Annotated in this window: 8 protein-coding genes; all 8 read left to right on the top strand. The window is 68.0% G+C overall.

What is annotated here, in order from left to right; translation table 11 throughout:
* Window positions 1-420: lysozyme (locus BMZ69_RS30750; protein ID WP_092163817.1), on the top strand; the 420-nt coding region annotated here is incomplete at its 5' end.
* A complete protein-coding gene (locus tag BMZ69_RS30745) occupies window positions 420-800 on the top strand; it encodes a hypothetical protein (RefSeq protein ID WP_092163816.1) in 381 nt (126 codons plus the stop codon). The genes BMZ69_RS30750 and BMZ69_RS30745, both read left to right, overlap by 1 nt.
* Window positions 801-807: 7 nt before the next feature.
* The gene (locus BMZ69_RS30740) at window positions 808-1,005 is read left to right on the top strand and encodes a hypothetical protein (RefSeq protein WP_092163815.1); all 198 of its coding nucleotides are present in this window, start codon (window positions 808-810) and stop codon (window positions 1,003-1,005) included.
* The gene (locus BMZ69_RS30735) at window positions 1,002-1,361 is read left to right on the top strand and encodes a DUF2730 family protein (protein WP_092163814.1); all 360 of its coding nucleotides are present in this window, start codon (window positions 1,002-1,004) and stop codon (window positions 1,359-1,361) included. Before BMZ69_RS30740 ends, BMZ69_RS30735 begins: the two co-directional genes overlap by 4 nt.
* A gap of 2 nt (window positions 1,362-1,363) precedes the next feature.
* Entirely contained in the window at window positions 1,364-1,654 is a 291-nt protein-coding gene (locus tag BMZ69_RS30730; protein WP_244543630.1) for a VpaChn25_0724 family phage protein, read from the top strand.
* Between the two features lie 2 nt (window positions 1,655-1,656).
* On the top strand, window positions 1,657-2,220 hold the full coding sequence (locus BMZ69_RS30725; RefSeq protein ID WP_092163812.1) for a phage protein Gp27 family protein: 564 nt from the start codon (window positions 1,657-1,659) through the stop codon (window positions 2,218-2,220).
* Window positions 2,213-3,937, top strand: coding sequence for a hypothetical protein (locus BMZ69_RS30720; RefSeq protein ID WP_092163811.1), 1,725 nt, complete (start codon window positions 2,213-2,215; stop codon window positions 3,935-3,937). The genes BMZ69_RS30725 and BMZ69_RS30720 overlap by 8 nt, the downstream gene beginning before the upstream one ends.
* Before the next feature lie 7 nt (window positions 3,938-3,944).
* The coding region (locus BMZ69_RS30715) for a phage portal protein family protein (protein ID WP_092163810.1) at window positions 3,945-5,524 on the top strand (1,580 nt) is incomplete at its 3' end.

Here is a 5,524-nt window from a genome sequence, read left to right as displayed (position 1 = left end):
GCGCTCGCCGTCTCGATCGTCGGCGGCTTCGAGGGCCTGCGCCTCGCTGCCTATCCTGACGTCGTCGGCGTCGCGACCGTCTGCTATGGCGAGACGCGCGGCGTGAAGCTGGGCGATCGGCACACGAAGGCCGAATGCGACGCCATGCTGCTCAAGGGGCTGCAGGAGTTCGAGCGGGGCGTGCTCGCCTGCACGACCGCGCCGATGCCTGAGAAGCGCCAGGTCGCCATGGTGTCCTTCGCCTACAATGTCGGCACCGGCGCCTATTGCAAATCGAGTGTCGCCCGCCTGCTCAATGCCGGCCAGCCCGCGGCCGCCTGCGATGCCCTCCTCAAGTGGAACAAGGCCGGCGGCATCGTCTTCCCCGGCCTCACCCGCCGGCGCCAGGCCGAGCGCGCCCTCTGTCGCGAGGGGCTCTGATGCTGGCCGCCTGGGCCCTGCGCAATTCGAAGCCGCTCGCCGGCGTCGGCGCCGCCCTGGCGCTGCTCGCGCTCGCCGGCCTCGGCTTCTGGCGCGGCGTGGCCGTGATCGAGCGGCTGCAGGCGCAGGCCGCGGCCAGCGCGCGGGCCGAGCGCGACGCCCATTGGCGGGCAGAGATCGCCGCCGCGAACGCCCTGGCCGAGCGCGCCAGGGCCGAGCAGGCGCAGGCGGTCGCGGCGATCGAGGCCAGGGCGGCCGGCGACGCCCGCCGGCTTCAAACCGAATTGAATGCGATGGAGGCGGCCAATGCGGCCCTTGCTGGTGGCGACCGTTGCGGGCTGGAGCGCGATCGCGTCCGCCTGCTCGACGGCGCCCGATAAGCCGACCGTGAAGGTCGAGTTTCTCCGGCCGGAGCTGCCCGCCGCGTCGCGCCAGCCCTGCGCCGATCCCGTGCGCCTGCCGGCCCGCGACCTGACCGCGGCCGAGGTCACGGCCAGCTGGGGCCGCGATCGCGCCGGCCTGAGGATCTGCGAGGCCCGCCGTGCGGCCGCCGTCGCGGCCATCGATGGAGTAGCCTTGCCGTGACCGACGTCGTCGCCTTCATGCAGAACTATGGCTCCGCTTTGGTGCTGATCAGCCAGCTCGCCGTGCTCGCGATCGCCACGAAGTTCGTGACCCGCACGGATCATGAGCGGGCCATCTCGTCGCTCGACGCGAAGTTCGTCCGGTCGGTCGAGAAGATCGACAAGGTCGAAGACCGTGTCGCGGCTCTGGAAAACGAATTCCGCCATCTGCCGGATCGCGGCTCGGTACACACTATCCAGCTCTCCTTGGCCGAGCTGAAGGGCGAGATGCGCGCCATGGGCGAGCAGCTCAAGCCGGTCGCCGCGATCTCCGAGCGGTTGCAGGAATTCCTCCTTGAGCAGGCGAATCGGCGATGAGCATGGATCTCCTCATTCGGCAGGAAGCGCGGCTGACGATCCTGCGCGCGCTCGACGAGCAGCCGGACGGCCGGCTCAACAGCGAGCTCCTGCGCGTCACGCTGGAGCAGTTCGGCATCACCAAGTCGCGCGACTGGGTGCATGACGAGCTCAACTGGCTGCAGGAGATGGGCGCGGTCCTAGTGATCAATGCCGGCTCGGTCCGGGTCGCGGCCCTGACCGCCAAGGGCAGCGACCATGTCCAGCGTCGCGTCGTGATCGAAGGCGTCAAGCGGCCGAGCCGCGGGGGGTGACCATGGCCGGCATCCGCAACCGGCTCTCCTCGCTCGACCTCGTCCCGGAGGATGCCCAGGACGATATCGTCTGGGCGATCGGCGAGCTCAACCAGCGCCAGCGCACCCAGGCGGACATCCTTTTCGAGCTCAACGACCGACTGGTGACCAAAGGCGTCGATCCGATCTCGTCCTCCGCCTTCAACCGCAAGGCGGTGAAGCTGCGCGCCGTGCAGATCCGCCTCGACGAAGCCCGGCACATCTTCACTGGCATCGCCGACCAGTTCACGCCGGAAAAGGTCGACGACAACAACATCGTCCTCGGCGAATTCATCAAGATGCTCGTTTTCGAGCTCACCCAGGCCGATGCCTCCGAACGCACGCCCAAGATGGCGATGGAACTCGCTCGCGCTTTCCACGACACGGTGAAGGGCCAGGCCATGTCGTCGGCCCGTCGCGACAAGCTCCATAGCAAGGCTCAGGCAGCCGCCGAGGCAGCAGTGGTCAAGGTCGCAGGAAAGAAGGCGCTGACGCCCGAGCTCAAGCAAGCCTTCCGCTCGATGCTCTTCGGACAGTCTGATGGCTGACGCCGACATCCTCAAGCGCGCCGGCGAAGTCATTCGCAAGGGCGTGATCGCCGTGGCGGCCGCCGGGGCGATGCTGGCCGGTCAAGCCTCTGATGCGCAGGCGCGTCCGAGCCGGGATCAGTGGATCGCGATCCGCACCGAGCAGGGCCGCGCGACCGATGCCGACTGGCGCAAATCTGCGCCTCTGCTCGGCTACCAGCGCGCGATCGCGATCGCCTGCGAGCAATACGATGTCGTCGTCGTCGAGAAATCCCGCCGTACCGGCGCGACTTGGGGCGCCGCCGCCGATGCCGTGTTGCGCACCGCATCCGCCCGCGAGGACGGCGGCATGGACACGCTGTACATGGGCACCTCCCATGACATGGCGAAGGAGTTCATCGACGCGGCGGCCGAGTTCGCGCGCATGTTCGAGCACGTCGCCAGCGAGATCGGCGAGACCATCTTCGACGACGGGTCGGAAAACGGCGTCAAGGCGCTGAAGATCGACTTCGCGTCCGGCTTCTCGATCGTGGCGCTGTCATCGAGGCCGCGCTCGCTCCGCGGCCGCCAAGGCTTCGCCATCCTCGACGAGGCCGCCTTCGTCGACAATCTCTCCGAACTGATCAAGGCGGCCATGGCCTTCTTGATCTGGGGCGGCAAGGTGCTGATCATCTCGACCCACAACGGCACCGACAACGCGTTCAACGGGCTGATCAACGACATCCGCGCCGGCCGTCTCAAATACGGCCTGGTCCGTTTCGACCTCGACGATGCGCTGCGCGACGGCCTGTTCGAGCGCATCGCCATGGTCAATCGGCACAAGCACGGCGAGTGGACGGCGGAGAAAGAAGCCGACTGGCGCGAGGAGCTGATCGGCAAATACGGCGACGGCGCCGATGAGGAGCTCTACTGCATTCCGAGCCAGGGCTCGGGTGCCTGGCTGACCACGCAGCTGATCGAGGCGCGGATGGTGCAGCCGCCGCCCGGGACGTCGTCGCGCGTCCTGCGCCTGTCGCTGCCGGCCGAGTTCGTGTTCCGGCCGGAGGCGTTCCGCGACGCCGAGATCCAGGCCTGGATCGACGATGTGCTGCTGCCGGTCATGGACGAGACCATCGACCCGGCGCTGATGAGCGCCTTCGGGCACGACGTCGCCCGCCATCGCGACGCCTCGGTCATGGTCCCCATCCAGATCGGCCGCTCGCTGCGCCGCATCGTGCCTTTCGTCGTCGAGCTCCACCGCGTGCCGTTCGTGCACCAGGAGCAGATCCGCAACGCCATGCTCAAGCGGCTGCCGCGCCTTCTCGGCGGCTGCACCGACGCGACCGGCCTCGGCGCGCAGATGGCCGAAAGCGCCATGCTCAAATTCGGTCGGTCCTTCGTCGAGGTGAAGCTCTCGACGGAATGGTACCGAACCGAAATGCCGCCGCTGAAGGACGCCTTCGAGCAGGACAATATCAGCCTGCCGGCCGATGCCGACCATGTCGGCGACCTGCGCCTGGTCAAGATCATCCGCGGCGTCGCGCAGATCCCGTCGCTGCGCACCACCTCGGCGATCGGCGAGAAGCGCCACGGCGACTTCGCGGTCGGCCTGGCGCTCGCCTATTCCGCGACCCGGATGACCTTCGAAGCCTACGGCTATGAGAGCGCCGGCACGGCCCGGGCCGCGCATGGCGCCGGGCCTCCTCCCTTCCAGGCTTCGGACGAGCTGATCTCGGATCGCAGCGACGGCCTGTGGTGAGGTAACGATGGCGAAGTTCCAGCTTCTCGACCAGTTCGGCGTCCCGGTCTCGAGTAGCGTTCTGACCGAGGAACGCGCTGTCCCGAGCGTCACGGGGATCGAGCATCCCTTCGACGCCGTCGTCGCGTCCTTCCTGCACCCGGCGCGCCTGGCGCGCACCCTGCGGGAGTCCGGCCGCGGCGAGATGCATGACTTTCTCACCCTCGCCGAGGAGATCGAGGAGCGCGAGCCGCATTACCGCTATGTGATCGAGACCCGGCGCAACGCGGTGACCTCACTCAACGTCCAGGTCGATCCGGCCTCGGAGGCGCGGCGCGATGTCGAGATCGCCGATTTCCTGCGCGACGAGATCGTCGAGACGCCGGCCTTCCAGACGCTGCCGGACTTTCTCGTCGACGGCCTGTCGAAAGGCTATTCCGTCGTCGAAGTCGTCTGGGAGGTCGGTTCCGCCTGGATCCCCAAGCGCTTCGTCTGGCGCGATCCGCGCCTGTTCCAATGGGACCGGGCGACCCGGAAGGAGCTGCGCCTGCGGGTCCAGGGCGTCGATGACGGGGTCGCGCTCGAACCGCTGAAGTATCTCGTGCATGTCCCGCTCCTGAAGATGGGGCTGCCCGCGCGCAACGGGCTAGCGCGCGTCGGCGCCTGGAGCTTCATGCTCAAGAGCTTCAGCTTGAAGGATTGGGCCACCTTCCTGGAAATCTACGGAATGCCGCTTCGGCTCGGTAAATACGGGCCGAGCTCCTCCGCCGACGATCGCAAGGTCCTGCTCGCGGCGGTCCGCGATCTCGGCCGGGATGCAGCCGCGATCGTCCCGCAGGGCATGGAGATCGAGTTCGTCGAGGCGAAGGGTTTCTCCGACAAGCCTTTCGAGTCGAATGTGCGTTTCATCGACGAGCAGGTCTCGAAGGCGGTCATCGGCAAGCCGGGAGACGGCGCCGGCTCGTCCAAGGCCGGCGAGGAGGTGCTCGACCGGGTCCGCGTCGATATCAAGAAGGCGGACGCGCGCGACCTCTCGCTCACCTTGATGGAGCAGATGATCCGCACGACGGTGGATGCGAATTTCGGCCCGCAGAAGCGCTACCCCAAGGTCCATTTTCCGATCCCGGAGCGCAAGGATCTGCAGGTCTGGGCGAACGCCGTCGCCCAGCTCGTCGATCGCGGCCTGGAGGTCGAGCAGTCGCAGGTCTACGACGTCATCGGCCTGAAGGAGCCAGCGACCAGGGAGGGCGGCAGCCCGGTCAAGCTGCTCAAGGTGCCGGCAGCCGGAGGCCCCGCGCCGAAGCCGCCGCCGCAGGTCCCGGTCGAGAAGGCTTCGGCCTGGCGCCTCGATCCGCGCGTCTGTCCGAGCTGCGGCCCGGCGCGCCTGGCCGCCGACGATCCCGAGCAGGACGATATCGACCGGCTGGTCGCCGCGGCACTCGACGACTGGCAGCCCGACATGGGCCCGATCGTCGAAGCCATCCAGGCAGCCGCCGCCGCGTCGGCATCCTATGAGGAATTCCAGCAGGCGCTGGAGCGACTGGCCGCCGATCTTCCGGTCGGCGCGCTGGCCGAGCAGATCGCCAGCTTGAACATGATCGGCCGAGG

It is taken from the genome of Allobosea sp. CRIB-10, assembly GCF_900112185.1.
Classification (GTDB): Bacteria; Pseudomonadota; Alphaproteobacteria; order Rhizobiales; family Beijerinckiaceae; genus Allobosea.
The sequence above is the reverse complement of the archived record's forward strand: the minus strand, read 5'-3'. Positions and strand labels throughout refer to the sequence as shown.

Excerpts from the sequence above, each read along its gene's own strand:
- BMZ69_RS30745 (WP_092163816.1), top strand. The coding sequence starts at position 420 with ATGCTGGCCGCCTGGGCCCTGCGCAATTCGAAGCCGCTCGCCGGCGTC.
- BMZ69_RS30725 (WP_092163812.1), top strand. The coding sequence starts at position 1,657 with ATGGCCGGCATCCGCAACCGGCTCTCCTCGCTCGACCTCGTCCCGGAG.
- BMZ69_RS30720 (WP_092163811.1), top strand. The coding sequence starts at position 2,213 with ATGGCTGACGCCGACATCCTCAAGCGCGCCGGCGAAGTCATTCGCAAG.
- BMZ69_RS30730 (WP_244543630.1), top strand. The coding sequence starts at position 1,364 with ATGGATCTCCTCATTCGGCAGGAAGCGCGGCTGACGATCCTGCGCGCG.